Here is a 23,269-nt window from a genome sequence, read left to right on the forward strand (position 1 = left end):
GAACTCCTAAACGGGGTGCGCGTCCGGGGGTGCCGTACGGGCGGCCCCGCCGGCCCCACCGCCCCCGCCGCCCTCCCGGAAGACGGCCATGAACGCGTGCAGGCGCGGTGAGGCGGCCAGTTCCTCCAGGGTGACGGGGCGTCCGGTGGCGTCGGCGAGCGGCAGCCGCCAGTTGGGGTACTGGTCCCAGGTGCCGGGGAGGTTCTGCGGGCGGCGGTCGCCGACCGCGTCCGGCAGCCAGACGCCGATCATGCGGGCCGGGGTGGCGAGCAGGAAGCGGTGCAGGGCGCGGATCTCGTCCTCCTCGCTGCCCGTGCCGCCGGGCAGCATGCCGAGCCGGGAGAGCAGGCCGAGCCACTCGCGCACGTCGAGGGTGGCCTCGTGCCGCTCCTCGGCCAGGGGGCGGGTCAGCAGGCCCAGGTCGTGACGGAGCCGGACGTGCTCTCCGGTGAGGCGGGCGGCGGTCGGCGGCAGGTCGTGCGTGGTGGCGGTGGCCACGCAGTCCGCGCGCCAGGCCCCGGCGGGCAGCGGGTGGCCGGTGCCCGCCCAGTCCCGTTCGAACCAGAGCACGGAGGTGCCGAGCACGCCGTGCTCGCGCAGCGTCTCGCGCACCCCCGGCTCGACGGTGCCGAGGTCCTCGCCGATGACGAGGGCGTCCGCGCGGTCCGCCTCCAGGGCGAGGACGGCGAGCATCGCCTCGGCGTCGTAGTGGACGTACGTCCCCTCGGTGGGGTCGCGGCCCTCGGGCACCCACCAGAGGCGGAACAGCCCCATGACGTGGTCGATGCGCAGGGCTCCCGCGTGCCGCAGCAGACCGCGTACGAGGGCGCGGTACGGGGCGTAACCGGACTCCGCGAGGCGGTCCGGGCGCCAGGGCGGCAGGCCCCAGTCCTGGCCGCGCGCGTTGAACGCGTCCGGCGGGGCGCCGACCGTCATGCGCGGCGCGAAGTGGTCCTGCTGGGCCCAGGCGTCGGCGCCACCCGGGTGCACGCCGACCGCGAGGTCGTGCACCAGTCCGATGTCCATGCCGGCCTCGCGGGCGGTGCGCTGGGCGGTGGCCAGCTGGGCGTCGGTGAGCCAGGCGAGGCGGCAGTGGAAGTCGACGCGGTCCATCAGCTCGCGCCGGGCGCGGGCGGTCGCGGGCGAGGCGGGGTCGCGCAGGGCGGCGGGCCAGGAGTGCCAGTCGGGGCCGTGGACCTCGGCGAGGGCGCACCAGGTGGCGTGGTCCTCCAGGGCGGGGCCCTGTTCGGCGAGGAAGGCGTGGTACTCGGCGCTGCGGCCGGGGCCGAGGGGCACCTCGTGGAGCAGTTCGAGGGCCGCGCGCTTCAGGGCCCAGACGGCGTCCCGGTCGATCAACTCGCCCTGGCGCAGCACCCCTTCACGCAGCGTCCCGGCACGGCGCCGCAGGTCTTCGGCGCGCTCGCGGGCCTCCCCGGTCAGCCGGGCGTACTCCGGGACGGCCTCGACGCGCAGGTGCACGGGGTCGGGGAAGCGGCGGGAGGAGGGGCGGTACGGGGACGGGTCGCTGCCCGGCCCTCCGGGCACGCCCGGCACGGCGGCGTGCAGCGGGTTCACCTGGACGAAGCCGGTGTTCAGGGCGTGGCCGGACCAGGCGGCCAGCTCGGCCAGGTCGCCGAGGTCGCCCATGCCCCAGGACGCGTGGGACAGCAGGGAGTAGAGCTGGACCAGCAGCCCGTGCGCGCGGCGCGACGGCGTCTTGATCCGGCGAGGGGCGGCGATGAGGTGGGCCTCGGCGCGGCGCCCGTCCGGGCTCCGTACGAGCAGCCGGTGCACGCCGGCCGGCAGCCCCGCCCAGCCGTCGGCCCCGGCGGCGGCAGCCGTGGGCACCGCCCACTCGATCACCTCGCCCCGCTCCGTCTCCACCCGCACCCGGCTCCCCGGCGGCAGCTCCGCGAGGGGCGAGGCGCCGGACAGTACGCCGTCCGTCCAGGCGACCACCGTCGGCGGGAGCAGCCGCTCGGCCAGGTGCGCCTCGCGCGCGGCGAGGGCGGCGCGGATCGCCTCGGGGCCGCTCGCGTCCACGTCGAGCGCGGCGAGGGCCGCGACGACCGCGGTGTCACTGGCGGGGACGGTGCGCCCCGGGGACGGGGAGTAGGAGGTGGCCACTCCGTACGCGGCGGCCAGCCGGGAAAGGGCCATCAGACCCCCATGGGGTCCAGGCCCGAGGCCGTACCGGTGGCGGTGGGCTCGCTGGTGAGGGGGGCGGCGTCGGCGAGGGGCGGCTCGCTGGTGAGCGGCGCGGCGTCGGCGAGCGGCGGCTCGCTGGTGAGGGGCGGCTCCAGGCAGGTGCAGGAGGAGGAGCCTTCGAGGCCCGAGTCGGGGCCGGAGACCTGGCGGGCGCCCGGGTCGGCGGCCCGGCGTGCGCCGCGGGCGGAGAGCGGGTGGGCGCCACGGCCGGAGATCAGGTGCGTCTCGGGGGCGGGGACCTGTTTGGAGAGGGCGGAAAGGAGAAGGTTGGCGGAAGCGGCCACGTGGGGGCTCCTAGTCAGGGGGCGGGTCACGGCAGCCCTACCCACTGTGCGGGGCCACAGACCTATAGCGTGCACCAACGTGACCCTGGTCACAATCGCTTGTCCGTGCGGGAGTTGTTCCCCCGGCACCCCCGCACCACTGCCCGCAGGTTCCGCGAGGAATCCACACCTCCCCTTCACTCCCGTTGACACCCCCGCCACCTCAGTGGTGGGCTCACTGCCACACCTGACGTCAGGGGCCCCAGGCGCCCCGGAGAACGAGGAGCGGGCGTGCAGTTGCGGCGCAGGAAGGGCGCGGTCGCCATCGCGGCCGCCGTCATCGCGGGTGCGCTCGGCGGCGCGCCCGGCGCCTTGGCCATCCCGGAGCCCGGCGGGCCGGGTGCTCCGGCCACCTCCCCGGACGGCGGCGGCACCGGCTCCGGTGACCGTGGGAGCGGTGCCGCGCTGCCGTCCGTCTGGCCGCGTCCCCAGTCGATGGAGGGCGCCGGGGGCGCCGTCACCGTGGGGGACGACGTCGTCGTCGTGACGGCGGCCGACGACGGCCGGGCCTTGGGTGACGACGTCGACCCGTACGCCCTCGAAGCGCTCCGCGCAGTGCTGCGCGACGCCGGTGCCCGCCGTATCACCGAGGTGGGCGACGGCGATCCGCTGCCCGCGGGCGACACCCTCGTCGTCCGCGTCGGGGGCCCCGGCGCCGACCGGGCCCTGCGCGCCCTCGGTGCCCGCGACCACGGCGACCTGCCGTCGGGCGGCTATCGCCTGGCCGTGGGCCGCGTCGACGGCCGCGCCACCGTCGCCCTCGCGGGAGCCGGCGAGGACGGCCTCTTCCACGGGGTGCAGACCCTGCGGCAGCTCTCCGGTGGGGCGGCAGGCGCGGCGCGGGGCGCCCGTACCCTGCCCGGCGTACGCGTCCGCGACTGGCCGGGTACCGCCGTGCGCGGCCTGACCGAGGGGTTCTACGGCACCCCCTGGACCCGCGAGCAGCGCCTGGCCCAGCTCGACTTCATGGGCCGCACCAAGCAGAACCGCTACCTCTACGCCCCCGGTGACGACCTCTACCGCCAGGCCCGCTGGCGCGAGCCCTACCCCGCGGACCAGCGCGCGGACTTCCGGGCGCTCGCCGCCCGTGCGAAGGCCAACCACGTCACGCTGGCCTGGGCCGTCTCCCCCGGTCAGGCGATGTGCATGGCGTCCGACAAGGACGTCAGGGACCTCACCCGCAAGATCGACGCCATGTGGGCGCTCGGGGTGCGCGCCTTCCAGCTCCAGTTCCAGGACGTCAGCTACAGCGAGTGGCACTGCGAGCGGGACGCCGAGACGTTCGGCAGGGGCCCGGAGGCCGCCGCGAAGGCGCAGGCCCGGGTGGCCGACGCCGTCGCCGCGCACCTGGCCGCGCGCCACCCGGGTGCCGATCCGCTGACCCTGATGCCGACCGAGTACTTCCAGGACGGCACGACGGCGTACCGCGCGGCTCTCTCGGCCCGCCTGGACCGCCGCGTGCAGGTGGCCTGGACGGGCGTCGGCGTGGTGCCCAAGACCATCACGGGACGCGAACTGGCGGGCGTCCGCGCGGTGTTCGGCCCGCACCCGCTGGTCACGATGGACAACTACCCGGTCAACGACTTCGCGCAGGACCGCATCTTCCTCGGCCCCTACACCGGCCGCCAGCCCGCCGTCGCGACCGGCTCGGCCGCTCTCCTCGGCACGGCCATGGAGCAGCCCGCCGCCTCCCGCATCCCGCTGTTCACGGCGGCGGACTACGCCTGGAACCCGCGCGCCTACCAGCCGCACGCGTCGTGGCTCGCCGCGATCGACGACCTCGCGGACGGCGACCCCAAGGCGCGGGGCGCGCTGCGGGCCCTGGCGGGCAATGACGCCTCGTCCGTGCTGGGCGCGGAGGAGTCGGCGTACCTGCGGCCCCTCATGGACGAGTTCTGGCGGGCCCGCGCGACGACGGATCTCACCCGAACGGATGCTTCCGCGCGGCGGCTGCGCGCGGCGTTCGGCGTGATGCGGGAGGCGCCGCGGCGGCTCTCGGGCAGCGCGCTCGACCGCGAGGTGCGCCCGTGGATCGAGAAGCTGGGGCTCTACGGCGAGGCCGGTGAGGCCGCCGTCGACATGCTGCGCGCGCAGGCGCACGGTGACGGCGCCGCCGCCTGGCGCGCCTCGCGCGAGCTGACGAAGCTCCGCGAGGAGCTGCGGACGCGCGGGGTCACCGTCGGCGAGGGCGTCCTCGACCCGTTCCTGGCGCGGGCCCAGAAGGCGTACGCGGCCTGGGCGGGGCTCGACGGCGGGCGGGCCGCGGACGGCGCGACGGCGCGGTTCGGCCGGGAGCGTCCGCTCGCGGCGGTGACGGTGCTGACCGACCCGGGCAGCAAGGGTGGCGTCGAGGCGCATGTGCCGGGCAAGGGCTGGCGGCGCGTCGGGACCCTCGCGGAGAGCGGCTTCACCGAACTCCACCTCACCCGGACGGATGGCCGTGACGGCGGCGGCGCGAAGAAGCAGGGCGGGGGCGTGCGCGCCGACGCCGTACGCGCCGTCCTCACCGACGGCACGGGCGCGGTGCGCCATGTCGTCCCCTGGTACGCCGACGCCCCCGGGGTCCGGCTCTCGCTGGCCCGCACCGAGGCCGACGCGGAGATCGGCGGGAAGCCGCGCGAGGTCACGGCGAAGCTGCGCTCCCTGCGCCCCGGCACCCTGCGCGGGCGGGTCGAGGCCAGGGCGCCGAAGGGCATCGAGGTGCGGGTGCCGGAGCGGACCACGCTGCCGCGCGGCACCGAGGTCGAGGTGCCGGTCGAGATCAGCGTCGCGGCGGACGCGCGCGCGGGGACGTACGAGATCCCGGTCTCCTTCGGGGGCGAGAGCCGCACGGTGTCGGTCCGCGCCTTTCCGCGCACGGCGGGCCCGGACCTGGCGCGCGGCGCGAAGGCCTCGTCGTCGGGCGACGAGACCAAGGACTTCCCGGCGTCGGCCGCCAACGACGGCGACCCGGCGACCCGCTGGTCCTCGCCCGCCGAGGACGGCGCGTGGTGGCAGGTGGAGCTGGCGGAGCCGGTGCGGCTCGGCCAGGTCGTGCTGCGCTGGCAGGACGCGTACGCGGCGCGGTACCGGGTGCAGACGTCGGCGGACGGCAGGACGTGGCGCACGGCCGCGACCGTGCGGGACGGCAAGGGCGGGCGCGAGGCGGTCCGCATGGACGCGCGGGACACGCGCTACCTGCGCGTCCAGGGCGACGAGCGCGCCACCCGCTTCGGCTACTCGCTCTGGTCGGTGGAGGCGTACGCGGTCGACGAGGGGCGGCGGCCGCGCGGCTGAAGCGCCGCGCGGCCCCGGTCAGGGCCCACGTACGACAGAGGCCCGGATCGTCCGCTAGGCGGAAATGCCATCGATCCGGGCCATCGCGTCGTCCGCGCCGAACGGTTGCAGGTACGGCAGCCAGCGCGGATCGCGGTGTCCGGTCCCGATGATGCGCCACGCGAGGCCCGAGGGCGGCGCGGGCTTGTGCCGCAGCCGCCAGCCGAGCTCCATGAGGTGCCGGTCGGCCTTGACGTGGTTGCAGCGGCGGCACGCGGCCACCACGTTCTCCCAGGCGTGCTGCCCGCCACGGCTCTTCGGAACGACGTGGTCGACGCTGGTTGCGACGCCACCGCAGTACATGCACCGACCGCCGTCGCGGGCGAACAGCGCGCGCCTGGTCAGAGGAACGGGCCCCCGGTAAGGGACCCGGACGAACCGCTTGAGGCGGACCACGCTGGGTGCGGGGACGGTGCGTTTCTCGCTGTGCATGAAGGCGCCGGATTCCTCGAGGCAGAGAGCCTTGTTCTCCAGGACGAGGACGAGCGCGCGGCGGAGCGGTACGACGCCGAGGGGCTCGTACGACGCGTTGAGGACCAGGACGTGCGGCACGGATGCCTCCTATAACGCCGGCGGCGCGTGGCTCGCGCCGGGACGATCTGTTGACAGTCTCCCCTCATGCCTGGTCGAAGCGCCAGCATGTGCCGGTAACGGGCTCGAAGTGTTTTCGACCACAGGCGACATGCCACCGGCACGTCACCTGCTTCCTGCCCAGGTGAGCCCTGTCTCTCCCTCGAACATGACAACGATCCACACACAATGCCCCGTTAGTGTGGTGTGTCTGCCCGCTTCCCCCCTTGACTTCTCGTCCGCCGGGCAGGCCGCGATACCTGGAGGTACCTGCCGTGTTCTTGTCCGTCCTGTCGGCAGCCGGAACGGACCCGGACGACACGTCGACGCCGAAGCCGCCCACGTTCGAGGACGCCCAGGAGAGCGCCGGGAACGCCGCGAGCTGGGTCGAGCAGAACTGGTCCACGTGGCTCGGCATCGGCCTGCGCATCGTGCTGATCGTCACGGTCGCGGTCGTCCTGCGCATCCTGGTCCGGCGCGCCATCACCAAGCTCATAGACCGCATGAACCGCACGGCGAACGCCGTGGACGGCACGGCGCTCGGCGGTCTCCTGGTGAACGCCGAGCGCCGCCGCCAGCGCTCGCAGGCCATCGGGTCCGTGCTCCGCTCGGTGGCGTCGTTCGTGATCCTCGGCACGGCCGCGCTGATGGTCCTCGGCGCCTTCGAGATCAACCTGGCCCCGCTGCTGGCCTCCGCCGGTGTGGCGGGCGTGGCGATCGGTTTCGGCGCCCGCAACCTCGTCACGGACTTCCTCTCCGGTGTCTTCATGATCCTGGAGGACCAGTACGGGGTGGGCGACACGATCGACGCGGGTGTCGCCTGCGGCGAGGTGATCGAGGTCGGCCTGCGCGTGACGAAGCTGCGCGGCGAGAACGGCGAGATCTGGTACGTCCGCAACGGCGAGGTCAAGCGCATCGGCAACCTCTCGCAGGGCTGGTCCACGGCCGGTGTCGACGTGACGGTCCGCCCGGACGAGGACCTCGACAGGGTGAAGGCGACCCTGGCCCAGGTCGGCGAGGACATCGCCAAGGACGAGCCGTGGAACGAGCGCCTGTGGGGCCCGGTGGAGGTCCTCGGCCTGGACAGCGTCCTGCTGGACTCCATGGTGATCCGCGTCTCGGCGAAGACGATGCCCGGCAAGTCCCTGGGCGTCGAGCGGGAGCTGCGCTGGCGCATCAAGCGGGCCTTCGACGAGGCGGGCATCCGCATCGTGGGCGGCCTGCCGCTCCAGCCGGGCGAGGACGCGGCGGCCGCGGACCCGTCGGCGGGCACGGCGCCCCCCTCCGCGTACGCCTCGACGACCTCCCCGCAGTCCCTGGCGGCCTCCCCGATACCGCCGCCTCCGCCGCATCTGTCGAAGTAGCGCGGCACGGCGTTCCTCCTGGAGGAGCAGCACCCCGTGCAACGCACCGCCCCCGCAGGTAACGACTTGGTTGCCGCGGGGGCGTTCGCTATTGACGGCCCGTTCACGGCCGCCTTACGGTCCTCACGAATTGGAAAGTTTCCTAACAGTTAACGGGCAGCCGAAAGGCCGGTGTCGTCATGGCAGCAGCAGGCAGCACTCCGGGGACGCCCGGCACGCCGCGCGTCCTGCGCGCCATGAACGATCGCGCCGTACTGGATCTGCTGGTCGTCCACGGCCCCCTCACCCGCACCCGCATCGGTGAGCTGACCGGCCTCTCCAAGCCGACCACCTCGCAGCTCCTCGGGCGGCTGGAGGCCGCCGGGCTCGTGCACACCACCGGCAGCCTCAGCGGACGGCCGGGGCCCAACGCCCTGCTGTACGAGATCGACCCGGGCGCCGGGCACGTCGCCGCCCTGTCCGCCGACCCGACCGGCATCACCGCGCTCGTCGCCGACATCACCGGCACCGTCCTCGGCACCGAGCGCGTGGAGGCCGACGCCATCGCCGACGACGTGCGCCACCGCACCGCCCAGCTCGTCGCGGAGGCCGTCGACGGAGCGCTGCGCCAGGCGGGCCTCGGCCACGACGACCTGCGGGCCGCGGTCATCGGCACCCCCGGCGCCATCGACCCGCACACCGGCCAGCTGCGCTACGCCCCGCACCTGCCGGGCTGGCACTCCCGCACCCTGCGCGACGACCTCGCCGCGGTGCTCGGCACACCGGTGGCGATCGAGAACGACGTGAACCTGGCCGCGGTCGCCGAGCAGTACGAAGGCGCCGCCCAGGACCACGACAACTACGTCCTGGCCTGGCTGGACGAAGGTGTCGGCGCCGCCATCGTGCTCGGCGGCACCCTGCTGCGCGGCGCGACCGGCGGCGCGGGCGAGATCGGCTACATGCCGCTGCCGGGCGCCCCGCTGGTGCGCGGCGGCCCGGAGGCCACCCTCGGTCCGCACGGCGGCGGGGGCGGCTTCCAGAGCCTCGTCTCGGCGCCCGTCGTCCGCGAACTCGCGGGTCCCGACGCCTCCCTGGCCGACGCCTTCGCCGACGACACGATCCTCGCCGAGGTGGCCCGCCGGCTGGCCACCGGCATCGCCGCCGTCATCGCCGTGGTCGACCCCGAGCTGGTCGTCCTGTCCGGCGCGGTCGCCCAGGCGGGCGGCGACAAGCTGCGCGGACGCGTCGAGGAGGAGCTGACGGGCCTCGCCCTGCCCTGCCCGCAGGTCCGCGTCAGCGAACTCGACGGCGACCCGATCCTCACCGGCGCGCTCCGCTCGGCCCTCACCCAGGCCCGGGACCAGGTCTTCGACACCGCCTGAGCCGCGCCCGCCCGCCCGCAGCAGCTCCCGTAGCCGTTCCCCTCCCCGTAAAGGAAGCCCGCCATGCCGCGATGGCGCATGCCCACCCGCGCGTCCGCGGCGCTCGCCGCAGCCGGATTGTTGCTCTCCGGCTGCGCCAACCCGAGCGTCGGCAGCGCGAACGACGACCCGGCCGCGCCGGTCACCCTGAAGTTCTGGCACGGCTGGGCCACGCCCGGCGAGGTCAAGGCCATCGACGACAGCATCGACCGGTTCGAGGAGCTGCACCCCAACATCGAGGTGGAGGCCACCGGGAACGTCACCGACGCCACCGTCAACCAGGCGCTGCGCGCGGGCGGTGACAAGGCCCCGGACGTGGTGTCGTCCTTCACCACCAACAACGTGGGGCAGTACTGCGACTCGGGGATGTGGGTCGACCTCGACCCCTTCATGAAGAAGACGGGCGTGGACAAGCGGAAGGTCTTCCCGAAGACGCTGCTCGACTACACCAGCTACCAGGGCAACCAGTGCGCCCTTCCCCTCCTCGCCGACGCCTACGGCATGTACTACAACAAGGACGCCTTCGCCGAGGCCGGCATCAAGCGCCCGCCGCGCACGATGTCCGAGTTCGAGCGGGTCGCCAAGAAGCTCACCGTGCGCCGCGGTGAGGACTCGTACGAGCGGGTCGGGTACATGCCCAACTTCCGGCTGTACCAGAACAGTCCGGACCGGCTCTTCGCGCAGTGGGGCCCCCGGTACTTCGACGGCGAGGGCAACTCGCGCCTCGCGAAGGAACCGGCGACGTACGACTTCCTGAAGACGGCCCGGCGGCTCGCGGCCGCGCAGGGCGGCTTCGACGACCTGGAGAAGTTCCGGCTCACCTTCGGCGACGAGATGTCCAGCCAGAACGCCTTCCTGACCGGCAAGCTCGCCATGCACCTGGACGGCGAGTGGCGCGGCCTCATGCTGAAGGACGCCAAGGCGAAGTTCGACTGGGGCGTCGCGCCGCTGCCCGTCCCCGACGACCAGGCGGAGACGTACGGGCGCGGCTTCCTCACCGGCACGGTCGCCGGCATCGCGCACAGCAGCAAGCACCAGAACGCGGCGTGGGAGCTGGTGAGGTTCCTGACCACCGACACGGACCAGGTGGTGGACTTCGCCAACGCCATCCACAACGTGCCGTCCACCTACGCGGCGCTCGACTCACCGCGCCTGGACGCCGACCCGACGTTCCGCACCTTCTTCAAGATCCTGGAGAACGAGCACAGCGAGGCCCTGCCGCCCTCCACGAACGGCGGCGCCTACGTCGTCTCGCTGATGGACTTCGCGTACTCCGTCGAGGCCGGGCACACCACCGACCTCCGGGCGGGGCTGCGCAGACTCGACGAACAGATCGACGCCGACACGCTCCAGTCGAAGAGCTGAGGACCCCGAGCCATGGCACGTTCCCTGACCCTCGCCGGCCCCGCGGCGCGCCGCAGACTGCGCACGCTCGGCTTTCTCTCCCCCTGGCTGGTCGGCTTCAGCGTCTTCTTCGCGTACCCGCTGATCGCGACCGTCTACTTCTCCTTCATGCACTACAACCAGATCAAGGAGCCCACCTTCGTGGGCCTGCGGAACTGGGAGTACGTGTTCGACCAGATGCCGCTCTTCGGACCCGCCCTGTGGAACACCCTGTGGCTGGTCGTGATCATGGTGGCGCTGCGGGTGGTCTTCGGGCTCTCGCTCGGACTGCTCATCACGAAGATCAAGACGGGTGTCGGGTTCTTCCGCACCGCCTTCTACATCCCGTACCTGGCCCCGCCGGTGGCCGCCACCGTCGCCTTCGTCTTCCTGCTCAACCCGGGCACCGGCCCGGTCAACGAACTCCTCGGCGCCATCGGGGTCTCCGGGCCGAACTGGTTCAACGACCCGGACACCGCCAAGCCCTCACTGGTCCTGCTCTCCCTGTGGGGGATCGGCGACCTGATGGTGATCTTCATGGCCGCGCTGCTCGACGTCCCCAAGGAGCAGTACGAGGCCGCGGAGCTGGACGGCGCCGGGGCGTGGGCCAAGTTCCGCTACGTCACCTGGCCCTCGATCACGCCGATCGTGATGTTCGCGGTGGTCACGGGTGTCGTGCAGACCATGCAGTACTACACGCAGGCCCTGGTCGCCGGGAAGGTCGCCTCCGGGGTCAACATCGGCCCGGGTTCGGTGATCCAGCCCGGCTATCCGGAGCACTCGACCCTCACGGTCCCCCAGCTCGTCTACTCGATGGGCTTCCAGAACTTCAACACCGGCGCCGCGTGCGTGCTCTCGCTCGTGCTCTTCGCCATCGCCATGGCCGTGACGTCGCTCCTGATGCGCAAGCGCTCCGGGCTGCTCTCGGCGGAGGACTGAGGACTCATGACGACCACCACTCTCAGCGCACCGGCCGCGCCCGGACGCACCGCCCCGCTCCGGGGCCCCGCCGCCGCCCGCGCCCGCCGCAAGCGCGTCCTGCACTGGATCGCCGTCCACAGTGTGGCGATCGCGGTCGCGCTGCTGTTCGTCCTGCCGTTCGTCTTCGTCTTCCTGACGTCGGTGATGAGCGACGCGCAGGCGATGAGCGGCGAGCTGTGGCCAGACTCCTGGCACTGGTCCAACTACAAGGCGGTGTTCGACACCCCCGGCTTCCTCGACTGGTGGCGCAACTCGCTCCTGTACGCGGGCCTCGGCACCCTCTTCACGGTCTGCTCGGCGATACCCGTGGCGTACGCGCTCGCCAAGTTCCGCTTCCGCGGCCGGCGCACCGCGATGATGCTCGTCATCTCCACGATGATGCTGCCGCCGCAGGTCATCGTGATCCCGATGTACCTGGTGTGGGCGCAGCAGCTGCACCTGTCGGGCACGCTGTGGCCGCTGATCATCCCGATGGCGTTCGGCGACGCGTACTCGATCTTCCTGCTGCGGCAGTTCCTGCTGACCATCCCCAAGGAGTACATCGAGTCGGCGAAGGTGGACGGCTGCGGCGAGTTCCGTACGCTCGTCAAGATCGTCGTGCCGATGGCCAAGCCGGGCATCGCCGCCATCGCGCTCTTCCAGTTCTTCTACTGCTGGAACGACTACTTCGGGCCGCAGATCTACGCGGCCCAGAACCCCGGCGCGTGGACCCTCTCGTACGGCCTGGAGTCCTTCAAGAGCGCCCACAGCGTCAACTGGAACCTGACGATGGCGGCGACACTGCTCGTCATGGCGCCGGTCATCCTCGTCTTCTTCTTCGCACAGAAGGCCTTCGTCGAAGGCGTCACCCTCACCGGAGTAAAGGGCTGAGACACGCAATGAAGCTCGCAGTGGTCGGCGGAGGGTCGACCTACACACCCGAACTCATCGACGGCTTCGCCCGTTTGAGGGACACGCTGCCGATCGAGGAACTGGTCCTGGTCGATCCGGCCGCCGACCGCCTCGAGCTGGTGGGCGGCCTCGCGCGGCGCATCTTCGCCAAGCAGGGGCACCCGGGGCGGATCGTCACCACGTCCGACGTGGACGCGGGTGTCGCGGATGCCGACGCGGTCCTGCTCCAGCTGCGCGTCGGCGGGCAGGCGGCCCGGCAGCAGGACGAGACGTGGCCGCTGGAGTGCGGCTGCGTCGGCCAGGAGACGACCGGCGCGGGCGGCCTGGCGAAGGCCCTGCGCACGGTCCCGGTGGTCCTGGACATCGCCGAGCGCGTACGGCGGACCAACCCGGACGCCTGGATCATCGACTTCACCAACCCGGTCGGCATCGTCACGCGGGCGCTGCTCCAGGCCGGGCACAAGGCGGTCGGGCTGTGCAACGTGGCGATCGGCTTCCAGCGGAAGTTCGCGAAGCTGCTCGACGTCGCGCCGGGCGAGGTGCACCTCGACCACGTGGGGCTCAACCACCTGACCTGGGAGACAGGCGTACGTCTCGGGGGTCCGGGCGGTGAGGACATCCTGCCCAAGCTGCTCGCCGAGCACGGGGACGCGGTCGCCGAGGACCTGCACATGCCGCGCGCGATCGTCGACCGGCTCGGCGTCGTGCCCTCGTACTACCTGCGCTACTACTACCAGCACGACGCGGTGGTCGAGGAGCTGAAGACGAAGCCGTCGCGTGCCGCCGAAGTGGCGGCGATGGAGCGGCAGTTGCTGGAGATGTACGGCGATCCGGCGCTCGACGAGAAGCCGGAGCTGCTCGCCAAGCGCGGCGGCGCCTTCTACTCGGAGGCGGCCGTGGACCTGGCGGCGTCACTGCTCGGCAACGGTGGCAGCCCGTACCAGGTGGTGAACACCGTCAACAACGGCACGCTGCCGTTCCTCCCCGACGACGCGGTGATCGAGGTGCAGGCGGCGGTGGACGGCACGGGTGCCAGGCCCCTGCCGGTGGAGCGGCTGGACCCGCTGTACTCGGGGCTGATCGCCCATGTCACCGGGTACGAGGAGCTGGCGCTCCAGGCGGCCCTGCACGGCGGCCGGGACCGCGTCTTCAAGGCACTGCTCGCCCATCCGCTGGTCGGCCAGTACGCGTACGCCGAGCAGCTCACCGACCGCCTCGTCGCGCACAACCGGGAGCACCTGGCGTGGGCGTAGGCACGAGTGTGCTCGCGATCGACGCGGGCAACAGCAAGACCGACGTCGCGGTGGTCGCGGCCGACGGCCAGGTCGTCGGCGCGGCCCGCGGCGGCGGGTTCCAACCGCCCCAGGTCGGTGTCGAGCCGGCGGTGGACGTGCTGGCCGAGGCGGTGACGCGGGCGCTCGCGCAGGCGGGCACCGACTCCGTGGGCCACGTCTCGGCGTGCCTGGCCAATGCCGATCTCCCGGTGGAAGAACGAGAGTTGACGCAAGCGCTGCGGCGCCGCGGCTGGGGCACGTCGGTGCGGGTCCACAACGACACCTTCGCCGTGCTGCGCGCCGGGCTCCTGGAGGACGCGGAGCCGCGGGGCGTCGCCGTGGTGTGCGGCGCGGGCGTCAACTGCGTCGGCATGCTCCCGGACGGGCGCACCGCCCGCTTCCCGGCGATCGGCCGCATCTCCGGTGACTGGGGCGGGGGCGGCGGCCTCGCCGAGGAGGCGCTGTGGCACGCGGCGCGCGCCGAGGACGGCCGGGGCGGTCCGACCGCGCTGCGCGAGGCGCTGCCCGCGCACTTCGGGCTGCCGTCTATGTACGCGCTGATCGAGGCGCTGCACCTCGGGCACATCGCCCCGGCCAGGCGGCATGAGCTGACGCCGGTGCTCTTCGCCACGGCGGCGGCGGGCGACGCGGTGGCGCGTTCGCTGGTGGACCGGATGGCCGACGAGGTCGTCGCGATGGCCACGGTGGCACTGACCCGCCTCGACCTGCTGGACGAGGAGACCCCGGTCCTGCTGGGCGGCAGCGTCCTGGCGGCCCGCCACCCGCAACTGGACGGCCGGGTGCGGTCTTTGCTGGCCGACCGGGCCCCCAAAGCGATCCCCCGGGTGGTCACCGCCCGCCCGGTCCTGGGAGCGGCACTGCTCGGCCTCGACGAGGCGGGGGCACCCCCGGAGACACACGCGCGCGTGCGAAGCCATTACGAAGGGGGCACACCCACACACCGGGGCTGACGGCTCCGGCCGCCGGTAGGCGCGCGTGCGAAGCCATGAGGACGACGCGGCGTCGCGCGGGGGGACGGCGCCAACTGGGCGCCGGGAGCGCGGAGTCCGGGGAGGGCGGCTCTCCCCGTACGGCCGGGCGGGGGCGGCCACCCCGGCGCACGCGCGCATGCACGGCCATGGCGGACGCGACGCGCGTCGCGCTTCCCGCACCCCGTCCCCTGGCCGCCCTCCAACTCCGCTCAGCAGACGAACAGTCCGGGACGCGGCACCGCTCGGTACCGGCTAAGCGGAGGCACCCCCGGCGTACACGCGCATGCGCGGCCATGGCGGACGCGGCGCGTGTCGCGCTTCCCGTTCCCTGGCCCCCCGCCACTCGACTCCGTGCGAGGGACGCTCAGTCTGGGACGCGGCATCACTCGGGACCGGCCAAGCGGGGGCGCCCCCCGGCGCGTACGCGCACGCCGCGGCCATGGCGGACGCAGCGCATGTCGCACTTCCCGCTCCCCCCGCCCCCAACTCCCCGCACCGGACGCACAGTCCCGGACGCGGCACCGCTCGGGACCGGCCAAGCGGGGGGCACCCCCCGGCGCACACCGGCGCCGACCTCCGTTTCCGATCGCGCCGTGCGCGCGGGCGGGAACCGAACCTCTCCCTCATACGTGTTCAAAGGCAGGGGTTCACGCAAGATCGAGACAAGACCTGTGCGGATGTCGGTCCCTGCGGCGATACTTGCGGCCGTGCACTTCTTCCCGCGCCGCGCGCGTCGGGTGGAAGCAACCGTCCGATGACCAAGGGGGAGGTCGAGGCCAGGTGACATATCCGCCGAATGGCAGCGCGGCGCCGCCCGGGGCACCCGCGCGGCCGGCGCCGACGACGCCCGCCGTCCCGCCGCAGGCACCGGGCGCCCCCGCCGCGCAGGGGCCGCCGCCCCGGCCGCCCGCCGCCGCGCCCCGCCGCACGGCCTGGGCCGAGGGCACGGACCGGTTGCGCGCCGCCGCGACCACGGAGCCGGGCAGGCTGCGCATCATCGGTGCCCTCCTCGCCCTGCTCGTCGTGGCATTCGGCGCGGTCACCGCCTGGCAGATGACGGAGCGTTCCACCGCCGCGGACGACGTGCTGCACCGCAGCCAGCCGCTGAGCGCCGACGCCGCGGCCATCTACCGCTCCCTGGCGGACGCCAACACCGCGGCGTCCAGCGGCTTCCTGGCGGGCGGCCAGGAGCCCGCGGCCGTCCGCCAGCGGTACGAGCGCGACATAGAGCGGGCCGCGCAGAAGCTCGCGACCGCCGCGTCGGCCGCGGGTTCGGACTCCTCCTCGGCCGCGGCCGTCCGCAAGCTGAACCAGCTCCTGCCCCAGTACACGGGCCTGATCGAGCGCGCCCGCGCGAACAACCGCCAGGGCCTGCCGCTCGGCGGCGCCTATCTGCGCTACGCCAACGCCACGATGCAGACGCAGATGCTCCCGGCCGCCGAGAAGCTCTACAAGGCGGAGAACGCCCGCCTGTCCTCCGACTACGGCGACGCCAAGCCGTACCCCTGGTTCGCCATGGCGCTCGGCGTCCTCGCGCTCGCCGCCCTCGCCTGGGCGCAGCGCCGCAACTACCGCCGCACCAACCGGGTGTTCAACCACGGGCTGCTCGCCGCGACCGCCGCCACCACCGTCGTCCTGCTCTGGCTCGTGGTGGGCCACACCGTCGCCCGCTCGGGACTCGACGACTCGTACGACCACGGCGTGCGGTCCCTTAACGTGCTGAACGACGCCCGCATCAGCTCGCTGAAGGCGCGGGGCGACGAGAACCTCACGCTGGTGAACAGGGGCGCGGAGACCACCGAGGTGAAGGGCGAGCCGCAGGACAAGTTCGACGTCTCCTACCGCGCGCAGATGAAGCGGCTCGGCGACGGCGACAGCGGACTGCTCGGCCAAGCGGCCGCGCTCGCCAAGAACACGCCCGGCGAGGGTCCCGTCCGCACGGCCGTGAAGAACGTGGGCGTCTGGCAGGACCGTCACAAGGAGGCCCGCTCCAGTGACGACTCCGGTGACTATCAGGGAGCGCTCGACAAGGTCATAGGCTCCAAGGACGGCCAGGGCGCCGAGCCGACCGGCGAGTGCTTCGACAACGTGGACGCGGCCCTGGACCGCGCTCTCAGGCACGAGCAGAGGGAGTTCCAGCAGGCGGCCGAGGACGGCAGGGGCGCCATGACGGGGCTGCCGGCCGGCGCCGCCGTGCTCGCGGTCCTCGGCGCGGCGGCCGCCGTGCTCGGCATCGGCCGCAGGCTTTCGGAGTACCGGTGATGGGGTCAGAGGTGGAAGGGGGCGCGCAGACGATGCGTACACGACGTGGCACGGTCAGGCTGCGCGGCTGGGGCGGAGTCGGCGCGATGGGGGCCGCCTGCGTGCTCACGGGGGCGCTCGCCCTGGCCCTCCCGCACAAGGACGGCGGCGCGGGCGCGAAGGCGGCCGACGGCGGCTCCGGTGTCACGGTGGCCGCGCGCGCGGACGCCGACGACTGCAACGACCGGAGCCCGCGCCCCTCGGGCAAGGACGGCCCGGCGATCGACGCCATCAAGAACCGCGAGGTCAAGAAGCTCGTCGTCGGCGTCGACCAGAACAGCTACCGCTGGGGTTACCGCGACCCGAACAAGAAGGGCGGCGCCCTCGAGGGCTTCGACATCGACCTGGCGCGCGAGATCGCCGAGGAGATCTTCGGCGACCGCGACGCCGTGGTGTTCCGCGCCATCCCGACCAATCAGCGCATCCCGGCCCTCCAGAGCGGGCAGGTCGACATGGTGGTGCGCACCATGACCGTCAACTGCGAGCGCCTGAAGGACGTCGACTTCTCCACGGGGTATTTCGAGACGGGCCAGCAGGTCCTCGCCCCCAAGAAGTCCGGCATCACGGGGTACAACGACACGCTCAAGGGCAAGAAGGTGTGTTCGGCGGAGGGCTCCATCGCCCTGGAGGAGCTTGAGAAGAAGAGCTTCGGTGCCGATATCTCCACCACGGTGCCGAACCAGCTCGACTGCCTGGTCCGGCTCCAGCTCGGGGAGGTGGACGCCGTGGTGACCGACAGCGCCCTCGCCGCGGGCCAGGCCGCGCAGGACCCGACGGTCGAGCTGAAGGGCGACAAGCCGTTCACCACCGAGTACTACGGCGTGGCGATGAAGAAGGGCTCGGAGGACCTGGTGCGCCGGGTCAACAAGGTGCTGGAGGAGTACCGCGCGGACGGCTGGCAGAAGTCCTACGACAAGTGGCTCAAGGGCGGCCTCGGCAAGGTGTCGGGCCCACCGGAGGTCGACTACCGCGACTGACACGACCGGCACGACGGGCGCGACCGACACGATCGGTACGACGGACGCGACCGGCGCGGGCAGTCGACCTGATACGACAGCAGAAGTGTTGCGGCAACGCAGAGCGGAGAGGTGATCGATGAGCGTCACGGAACCCCCCGGTCCGGTGATGGACCGGGACGAGGTGGACCGTGCGCTGGCGCGGCTCGACGCCGAGCACGAGGCGATCGAGACCTCGCTCCTCGCCCTCCAGGACCACGCGGGCCGACGGCTCCTCGAAGGAGCCGCGCTCACCGGCGTCACCCAGGAGCGCTGGGCGGCCACGGAGCGCCGGATCACCCTGCTCTGGACCTACTTCGACGCCTACGCCAGCGCCCTGCGCGCCGCGCACGACGTGCGGGCCCGCAGGCGCTGGCCCAGCCGTGACGACCTGGCCGAGCTGACGGAGCTGCTGCGCGGCGAGTCGGTGACCGTCGCGGGCGGCTCCGAATCCGGCCCCTCCCCGTCGGTCACCGGCCCCGCCAGGCTCAGCGAGCGGTTCACGCTCGAAGAGCTGGTGGCCCGGATGAACGACCTGTACGCGCACTCCCTCGACATGGTCGTCGCCGCCGACGCCGTGTGGTCGGCGCTGCCCGCCCGCATCGACCTGCTCGCCGCCGAGCTGGCCCGCACCCGCCAGCTCGCGCACTCCGTCGGCGTCCGCCCCGGGGAGCACCCCGCCGGTGACGACCTGGAGCGCATCACACGCGCGCTGACCGCCCTGCGCGAGCAGGTGATCAGCGACCCGCTCGCCTTCTGGCAGCGGGCGGAGGGCAGTTCGGCGCCCGGCGGCGGCCGCGCGCACACCGACCGCTACGACCGTGAGGCGCGCGCCCTGGAGGAGGTGCGCCGCGAGATCGACGCGGTGCTCACCGTCCGCCAGGACGCGGAGGCCCGCCTCGGCCGGCTGCGGGACGTGCTCTCCCGCGCGGACCGCACCCTCGCGGAGGCCCGCAGCGCCCGCGGTGAGGTCCTCGCCAAGATCGCCGCCTCGGAGGTGCCCGCTGTCAGCGGCCCGCCCACCGCGCTCCAGGAGCAGCTGGCGATGGCCTCCGACTACCGCAGGAACGCCCAGTGGCACCGCCTCTCCCCGCTCCTGGAGTCCCTGGAGGAGAAGGCGGAGGACGAACTGCTGCGCGCCCGCGAGTCGTTGACCGCCGTCACGGCTCCGCTCGCGGTCCGCGCGGAACTGCGCGGCCGCCTGGACGCGTACAAGGCGAAGGTCGCCCGGCACGGCCACGCCGAGGACCCGCTCCTGGTCGAGCGGTACGACGCGGCGCGCCGGATGCTGTGGAGCGCGCCCTGTGATCTGCGCGTGGCCGAGCAGGCGGTGCTGCGCTACCAGCAGGCGGCCGCCGAGGTGCTCGCGCCGAGGGTCCCGCAGCAGGGCGGGACCGCCGACCGGAGGGGGGAAGCGTGAGCCCGCGGCAGTGTCAGCGGCCCGGTTGCACGGGGTCGTACGAGGATGTCGGCGGCGGCGAGCTGTACTGCGACACGTGCGGTCTCGCCCCGGTCGTCGCGCCGGACCGCGGGGTGAGTTCACCGCCGACGGGCATCACGGGCGGCGGCAAGGGGGCGCGGGGCTCCGGCAGTTCCAGCACCCGCTCGTCGTCCCGCTCCTCACGTGCCTCGTCCCGTTCGTCCCGTTCGCAGTCCTCGCGCCGGTCGGTCTCGGGGCGGCTCTCCCGCTCCCTGTCGGGTGCTTCGGCATCACGTTCGGTGTCGGTGCGCAGCTCGGGGTCGGCGTCCTCGTCCTCGGGGCGCGGGCGCCTCGGCGTCGGCCTGGTCACCGTGCCGGACGTGCCGCGGCCCGACCCGCGCGGCGCGGTGCAGCAGAACCCCGAGGTGCCCGAGCGCAAGCGGTTCTGCTCGCGCTCGGACTGCGGGGCGCCGGTGGGCCGCGCGCGCGGGGAGCGGCCCGGCCGGACCGAGGGGTTCTGCACCAAGTGCGGCCACCCCTACTCGTTCGTGCCGAAGCTGAACCCCGGCGACATCGTGCACGGCCAGTACGAGGTCGTGGGCTGCCTGGCGCACGGCGGTCTCGGCTGGGTCTACCTCGCCATCGACCGGGCGGTGTCCGACCGCTGGGTGGTCCTCAAGGGCCTGCTCGACACGGGCGACCAGGACGCGATGGCCGCCGCGATCTCCGAGCGCCGCTTCCTCGCCGAGATCGAGCACGCCAACATCGTGCGGATCTACAACTTCGTCGAGCACCTCGACCAGCGCACCGGCTCCATGGACGGCTACATCGTCATGGAGTACGTGGGCGGCAAGTCCCTGAAGGAGATCGCCAACGGCCGTCGTACACCCGACGGCAGGCGCGATCCGCTGCCGGTCGAGCAGGCGTGCGCGTACGGCATCGAGGCCCTGGAAGCGCTCGGGCACCTGCACAGCCGCAATCTGCTGTACTGCGACTTCAAGGTCGACAACGCCATCCAGACCGAGGGCCAGCTCAAGGTCATCGACATGGGCGCCGTCCGCAGGATGGACGACGACGAGTCCGCGATCTACGGCACGGTGGGCTATCAGGCCCCCGAAGTCGCCGAGGTGGGGCCCTCGGTCGCCTCCGACCTCTACACGGTCGGGCGCACCCTCGCCGTGCTGACCTTCGACTTCCAGGGCTACACGAACGTGTTCGTGGACTCCCTGCCCGACCCCGACAACATCGAGGTCTTCCGCCGGTACGAGTCGTTCTACCGCCTCCTGGTGCGCGCCACCGACCCCGACCCGGCCCGCCGGTTCGCCTCCGCGCAGGAGATGGCCGAGCAGCTCACGGGCGTCCTGCGGGAGGTCGTCGCGCTCCAGACGGGCAAGCCGCGCCCCGCGCTCTCCACGCTCTTCGGCCCCGAGGTGAAGGTCACCGACACGGAGCTGTTCGCGGAGTTGCCGGGCGAGGTGTCGCGCCTCGGGGTGCGGCCGGTCGTCCCCGCGGGTTCGGGCGCCCGGCGTGAACTGCCGCCCGCGCCCCCGGTGACGGCGATCGTGCGGCCCCTGGACGCCGCGGCGACCGCGCTCGCGCTGCCGGTGCCGCACGTCGACCCGAACGACCCGAACGCCGGCTTCCTGGCCGGGCTCATGGCGTCCGCGCCCGCCGAGCTGATCGCCGCGCTCGGGGCGGTGCCCGCCGACTCCGTCGAGCTTCAGTTGCGCGCCCTGCGCGCCCGGCTCGCCATGGGGGAGCTCGCCCCCGCCGCCGAGGCCCTCGCCGACCTGGAGCGGCGCCACCCGGACGACTGGCGGGTGGTCTGGTACCGGGGTGTCGCGGCCCTGGCCACCGGCGACTTCGAGAGCGCCGCGCTCTCCTTCGACGCGGTCTACGACGCGTTCCCCGGCGAGGCCGCGCCGAAGCTGGCGCTCGGCGTGTGCGCGGAGGTCCTCGGCCAGCTGGACAACGCCGCCGAGTACTACCGCCTGGTGTGGGCCACCGACCCGAGCTATGTGAGCGCCGCCTTCGGGCTGGCGCGGGTGCAGCTCGCCGCCGACGACAGGGCGGGCGCGGTGCGCACCCTGGAGTCGGTGCCGGAGTCGTCCATCCACTACACCGCGGCCCGGATCGCGGCGGTGCGGGCGCGTCTTCGCCGTCGTATGGAGGGTCAGGCGGCGTCGCCGGGGCCGGCGTTCCTGGACGACCTGACGGCGGCGGCGGGGCAGATCGAGGCGCTCGCGGGCTTCGGTCTGGACGCGGTGCGCAGGGAGCGCCTGGCGACCGAGGTACTGGGGACGGCGCTCGACTGGGTACTCTCCGGTAGGCACTCTGGCCACGCATCCGCGCCACCGGCCGCCACCGGAACGCGGACCGTGCTGCTCGGCAGTGATCTGGACGAGCGCGGTCTCCGGTTCGGCCTGGAGCGTTCGTACCGGACACTGGCCCGGCTCGCACAGGGTGGCGAGGAGAGGATCGAACTGGTGGAGCGGGCCAACCGTTTCCGCCCCCGGACGTGGGTGTGAGTGATGTCGCAGATGCCCCAACTGTCTGCCTGCCCCAGCTGTGAGGAGCCGCTGGAGTCGGGTGACCTGTTCTGTGGTGCGTGCGGGTACGACCTGTCGGCGGTGCCGGCCCGCCCGGCCACCTCGCCCAACGGTGCGGCGGGCACGGCCGACCGGCCTGCGGAGTGGCCCGTCGCCCCGGAGGTGGACAGCTCCGACACCCCGGCACCCACCCACCTGCCCACCGACTTGGCGGGCACCGACTCGGCGGGCACGGAGCTGACGGAGCCGGACGAGTACCCGTTGCCCGCCCCGGCCGCTCCAGCCGCCCCGGCGGCCACGCCCGTGCCGGACGCCACCGCCGACCCGCGCACCGCCGCGCCCGAGGCCGTCGCGCCCGCGGGCACCGCGCTCTGCGTGGCCTGCCGTTCGGGCCGCGTCGACCCGGACGGGTACTGCGAGAACTGCGGGCACGCCCAGCCGCGCGAGCGCGACCACATGGAGCAGGAGCTGGACGCGGTCGCCGCGGTCAGCGACCGGGGGCTGCGCCACCACCGCAACGAAGACGCGTTCGCGATCTCCGCGGCCGCGCTGCCCGACGGCTCCCCCGCCGTCGTCGCGATCGTCTGCGACGGCGTCTCCTCCGCCACCCGCCCCGACGAGGCCTCGCTCGCCGCCTCCCGCGCCGCCGACGAGTCCCTCCGGGCCGCGTTGGAGCGCGGGACGCACCCGCAGCAGGCCATGCACGACGCCATCCTCGCGGCGGCCGACGCCGTCAACGCCCTGGCGGACGAGCCCCCGGCCGCCCGCGAGCACAGCTCCCATCAGAACGCGCCCGCCTGCACCCTGGTCGGCGCGGTCGTCGCCGGTGGCCTGCTCGTGATCGGCTGGGTCGGCGACAGCCGCGCCTACTGGGTCCCCGACGACCGCACCGGGCCCGCCGTCCGCCTCACCGAGGACGACTCGTGGGCCGCGCAGATGGTCGCCGCGGGCCTGATGAACGAGGCCGAGGCGTACGCCGACGAGCGCGCGCACGCCATCACGGGCTGGCTCGGCGCGGACGCGTACGAACTGGAGCCGCACACCGCTTCCTTCAAGCCGGACCGCGCGGGTGTGGTGGTGGTGTGCACGGACGGACTGTGGAACTACGCCGAAGCCGTCGAGGAGATGGCGCGGGCCGTGCCCACCGACGCCGCGGCCAGGCCCCTGCACAGCGCGCAGGTCCTGGTCGGCCACGCGCTGGACGGCGGGGGCCACGACAACGTAACAGTGGCGGTCGTCCCGTTCCCGTGCGCGCCGCAAGGGGCAGGATCGGCCTAGCGTCGTACGGGGGCCGTGCACCGGG

16 protein-coding genes are annotated in these 23,269 nt (G+C 73.5%); 13 read left to right on the forward strand and 3 right to left on the reverse strand.

What is annotated here, in order from left to right:
• Positions 1–6 precede the first annotated feature (6 nt).
• A complete protein-coding gene (gene malQ / locus J2N69_RS12225; protein WP_230900768.1) occupies positions 7–2,160 on the reverse strand; it encodes a 4-alpha-glucanotransferase in 2,154 nt (717 codons plus the stop codon).
• Positions 2,160–2,492, reverse strand: a complete 333-nt coding sequence (locus J2N69_RS12230) for a hypothetical protein (protein ID WP_230900769.1) — start codon at positions 2,490–2,492, stop codon at positions 2,160–2,162. The genes malQ and J2N69_RS12230 overlap by 1 nt, the downstream gene beginning before the upstream one ends.
• A 270-nt stretch (positions 2,493–2,762) precedes the next feature.
• Between J2N69_RS12230 and J2N69_RS12235 the strand changes: the two genes are divergently transcribed.
• The gene (locus J2N69_RS12235) at positions 2,763–5,807 is read left to right on the forward strand and encodes a beta-N-acetylglucosaminidase domain-containing protein (RefSeq protein WP_230900770.1); all 3,045 of its coding nucleotides are present in this window, start codon (positions 2,763–2,765) and stop codon (positions 5,805–5,807) included.
• A gap of 54 nt (positions 5,808–5,861) precedes the next feature.
• Here the strand turns inward: J2N69_RS12235 and J2N69_RS12240 are convergent, their stop codons facing one another.
• Positions 5,862–6,398 (reverse strand): HNH endonuclease, encoded by a 537-nt coding sequence (locus tag J2N69_RS12240; protein ID WP_230900771.1) that lies wholly within the window; start codon positions 6,396–6,398, stop codon positions 5,862–5,864.
• A 293-nt stretch (positions 6,399–6,691) separates the two neighbouring features.
• Between J2N69_RS12240 and J2N69_RS12245 the strand changes: the two genes are divergently transcribed.
• The 12 genes from J2N69_RS12245 to J2N69_RS12300 all read left to right on the forward strand — a co-directional run bounded on the left by J2N69_RS12245 (position 6,692) and on the right by J2N69_RS12300 (position 23,244).
• Positions 6,692–7,780, forward strand: a complete 1,089-nt coding sequence (locus J2N69_RS12245; RefSeq protein ID WP_230900772.1) for a mechanosensitive ion channel family protein — start codon at positions 6,692–6,694, stop codon at positions 7,778–7,780.
• Positions 7,781–7,959: 179 nt separating this feature from the next.
• Complete coding sequence (locus J2N69_RS12250; protein WP_230900773.1) at positions 7,960–9,141, forward strand: ROK family transcriptional regulator; 1,182 nt, start codon at positions 7,960–7,962, stop codon at positions 9,139–9,141.
• 63 nt (positions 9,142–9,204) lie between these two features.
• Positions 9,205–10,545 (forward strand): ABC transporter substrate-binding protein, encoded by a 1,341-nt coding sequence (locus J2N69_RS12255; protein ID WP_230900774.1) that lies wholly within the window; start codon positions 9,205–9,207, stop codon positions 10,543–10,545.
• A gap of 12 nt (positions 10,546–10,557) precedes the next feature.
• The gene (locus J2N69_RS12260; RefSeq protein ID WP_230900775.1) at positions 10,558–11,502 is read left to right on the forward strand and encodes a carbohydrate ABC transporter permease; all 945 of its coding nucleotides are present in this window, start codon (positions 10,558–10,560) and stop codon (positions 11,500–11,502) included.
• Positions 11,503–11,508: 6 nt separating this feature from the next.
• Complete coding sequence (locus J2N69_RS12265) at positions 11,509–12,414, forward strand: carbohydrate ABC transporter permease (RefSeq protein WP_230900776.1); 906 nt, start codon at positions 11,509–11,511, stop codon at positions 12,412–12,414.
• Positions 12,415–12,422: 8 nt separating this feature from the next.
• The gene (locus J2N69_RS12270; protein WP_230900777.1) at positions 12,423–13,688 is read left to right on the forward strand and encodes a 6-phospho-beta-glucosidase; all 1,266 of its coding nucleotides are present in this window, start codon (positions 12,423–12,425) and stop codon (positions 13,686–13,688) included.
• On the forward strand, positions 13,679–14,680 hold the full coding sequence (locus J2N69_RS12275) for an N-acetylglucosamine kinase (protein ID WP_230900778.1): 1,002 nt from the start codon (positions 13,679–13,681) through the stop codon (positions 14,678–14,680). Before J2N69_RS12270 ends, J2N69_RS12275 begins: the two co-directional genes overlap by 10 nt.
• A gap of 801 nt (positions 14,681–15,481) precedes the next feature.
• The gene (locus J2N69_RS12280) at positions 15,482–16,963 is read left to right on the forward strand and encodes a hypothetical protein (protein ID WP_230900779.1); all 1,482 of its coding nucleotides are present in this window, start codon (positions 15,482–15,484) and stop codon (positions 16,961–16,963) included.
• Positions 16,964–16,995: 32 nt separating this feature from the next.
• Positions 16,996–17,979, forward strand: coding sequence for a glutamate ABC transporter substrate-binding protein (locus J2N69_RS12285; RefSeq protein WP_230900780.1), 984 nt, complete (start codon positions 16,996–16,998; stop codon positions 17,977–17,979).
• 118 nt (positions 17,980–18,097) lie between these two features.
• On the forward strand, positions 18,098–19,417 hold the full coding sequence (locus tag J2N69_RS12290; RefSeq protein ID WP_230900781.1) for a coiled-coil domain-containing protein: 1,320 nt from the start codon (positions 18,098–18,100) through the stop codon (positions 19,415–19,417).
• Positions 19,414–21,945 carry a serine/threonine-protein kinase gene (locus J2N69_RS12295; protein ID WP_230900782.1) on the forward strand — a complete coding sequence of 844 codons (2,532 nt, stop codon included), beginning with the start codon at positions 19,414–19,416 and terminating at the stop codon, positions 21,943–21,945. Before J2N69_RS12290 ends, J2N69_RS12295 begins: the two co-directional genes overlap by 4 nt.
• Positions 21,946–21,948: 3 nt before the next feature.
• Complete coding sequence (locus J2N69_RS12300; protein ID WP_230900783.1) at positions 21,949–23,244, forward strand: PP2C family protein-serine/threonine phosphatase; 1,296 nt, start codon at positions 21,949–21,951, stop codon at positions 23,242–23,244.
• The last annotated feature ends 25 nt before the right edge of the window (positions 23,245–23,269 follow it).

This window comes from Streptomyces huasconensis (assembly GCF_021028635.1).
Classification (GTDB): Bacteria; Actinomycetota; Actinomycetes; order Streptomycetales; family Streptomycetaceae; genus Streptomyces; species Streptomyces huasconensis.

What these genes read in the sequence shown, in the direction of transcription:
- malQ (WP_230900768.1), bottom strand. Translation starts at nt 2,160, where the DNA reads ATGGCCCTTTCCCGGCTGGCCGCCGCGTACGGAGTGGCCACCTCCTAC.
- J2N69_RS12250 (WP_230900773.1), top strand. Translation starts at nt 7,960, where the DNA reads ATGGCAGCAGCAGGCAGCACTCCGGGGACGCCCGGCACGCCGCGCGTC.
- J2N69_RS12255 (WP_230900774.1), top strand. Translation starts at nt 9,205, where the DNA reads ATGCCGCGATGGCGCATGCCCACCCGCGCGTCCGCGGCGCTCGCCGCA.
- J2N69_RS12260 (WP_230900775.1), top strand. Translation starts at nt 10,558, where the DNA reads ATGGCACGTTCCCTGACCCTCGCCGGCCCCGCGGCGCGCCGCAGACTG.
- J2N69_RS12265 (WP_230900776.1), top strand. Translation starts at nt 11,509, where the DNA reads ATGACGACCACCACTCTCAGCGCACCGGCCGCGCCCGGACGCACCGCC.
- J2N69_RS12270 (WP_230900777.1), top strand. Translation starts at nt 12,423, where the DNA reads ATGAAGCTCGCAGTGGTCGGCGGAGGGTCGACCTACACACCCGAACTC.
- J2N69_RS12285 (WP_230900780.1), top strand. Translation starts at nt 16,996, where the DNA reads ATGCGTACACGACGTGGCACGGTCAGGCTGCGCGGCTGGGGCGGAGTC.
- J2N69_RS12290 (WP_230900781.1), top strand. Translation starts at nt 18,098, where the DNA reads ATGAGCGTCACGGAACCCCCCGGTCCGGTGATGGACCGGGACGAGGTG.
- J2N69_RS12300 (WP_230900783.1), top strand. Translation starts at nt 21,949, where the DNA reads ATGTCGCAGATGCCCCAACTGTCTGCCTGCCCCAGCTGTGAGGAGCCG.